The 1847-nt window shown below is 44.7% G+C and carries 1 protein-coding gene; it reads left to right on the top strand.

Annotation, left to right across the window (positions count from 1 at the left end):
• Nucleotides 1-138: 138 nt before the first annotated feature.
• On the top strand, nt 139-1847 hold a 1709-nt coding region (locus ACUVXA_RS15880), incomplete at its 3' end, for an FAD-dependent oxidoreductase (RefSeq protein ID WP_445872261.1).

The raw sequence follows: 1847 nt of genomic DNA, 5'->3' as shown, positions 1-1847 counted from the left end.
TCGCACTACACTTTTTACCTCCCATCACGTAATTGGAGATGCTTCCAAATTGAAAAAAACTCTTGACAATTTGGGGGGTGGTATACTAATCACTAAGAATTTTGGAAAAACTAAACTATTACAAAGAAGGAGGCAGGAATGGAGGAATTCCAAGCAAAGAATTGGCCATACGAGGTGAAATATGAAAAGGAAAACAAAATCGAAACGGATGTCCTAATCTTGGGAGGTGGAATAGCTGGATGTCACGCTGCAATCAGTGCTATTAGGGAAGGTGTGAAAGTTGTGATAGTTGAAAAAGGAGCTACTAAATGGAGTGGTAACGGAGGTGCAGGTGTTGACCATTGGCAGGCCGCTTGTGCAAATCCATGCTGCAAGATCGCCCCGGAAGAAATGACTGAGGCCGTGGTTAAGAGCCTATATGGATACGAATGTGGGATCAAAAGATATATTCAGTGCGTTGAGGGATATGAAACCCTTCTCGATGTAGAAAAAATGGGGGTAAGGATCAGAGATGAAAGGGATGAGTTTAAGGGTGCTGAATTCAGGGACGATCATACCAAACTTCTATTTGCATATGATTATAAGAACAGGCATACCATACGAGTATGGGGAAATAATATGAAGCCTTCCCTCTTTTATGAGCTTAAGCGATTGGGGGTAGAAATATATGATAGGGTTATGACTACTGGCTTGCTCACCGAGAGTGGAAAAAGGGGGAAGAAGGTAATAGGAGCTACCGGCATAAATATAAGAACAGGTGAGTTTTTCATCTTCCTTTCACGTGCAACTGTAATTGCTATTCCGGAAGCAGAAAGACTTTGGGATTTCCCTGAACCCCATGCTTTCGGCAAAAATTTCCACGACCCTAACTGTTCGGGTGACGGGTTAGCTATAGCGTGGGAAGCTGGCGCAGCTCTAACACTTATGGAGAAGACCATTCCTACTGATGGCAACTTAGGGTATATCCCTTACGGGGTGGGAAACGCTCATAATACCTGGCACGGATGTTCGATAATTGATGTAGAAGGTAAGGAGGTGAGGTGGTTTGACAGAGATGGAAGAGAAATAATATATAGCCAGAGATTCCTTCCCACAAACGGCCAGAAGTTCTTTATAGATGGGGGATCAATAGGAGATCCGAGAGAGTTGTATGAAGTCTGTCCACCACTCCTTGACCCGAATCTCCCTGAGCATGTGAAAAATGGTAAATACGTGTTGCCGTTTTATGCTGATCTGCCAAGTATGCCAGAACAGGAACAGAAGGCCTTATTTGGATTGATGGTGGGTAATGAGGGAAGAACATTTATTCTCCGCAAGGTTTATACCGAAGCTGGATTTAACCCAGAGAAGCACCTACTTCAGGTTCCTGTGTTGCCTCCCGAGGGGTACAGACAGCCACCTGTATGGTGGTATTCAGTAGGGGCACCTCAGTGGCGAAGGGTGGGCCGAGGAGGGGGATTGGTAGTAGATTGGGACCTTAAGACCAATCTCGAAGGTCTTTATGCAGCAGGAAGCATAATATTTGGACATGGGGATCACGCTGGTGCTGCAACAAGCGGCAGATACGCAGGGAGAAAGGCAGCCCGATATGCACGATCAGCGGTATATGACAGAATAAATTGCGATCAGGTATGGGATCAAGTGAAATCCCGCAAAGCTGAGATTTACAGTTTTATAAAAAGGAGAGCTGGGATAAGATGGAAGGAGTTGAATGCAGGCATTTCGAGGGTAATGCAAGATTTCTGTGGAGTATATAAACACGAAAGTACCTTAAAGACTGGTCTTAAGCTTCTTTGGAAGTTGAAAGAGGAGGAAATAAGAAATGCTTATGCGCCCAATCCCCACGA

The sequence above is a fragment of the Candidatus Jordarchaeum sp. genome (genome assembly GCF_052745115.1).
The sequence above is the reverse complement of the archived record's forward strand: the minus strand, read 5'-3'. Positions and strand labels throughout refer to the sequence as shown.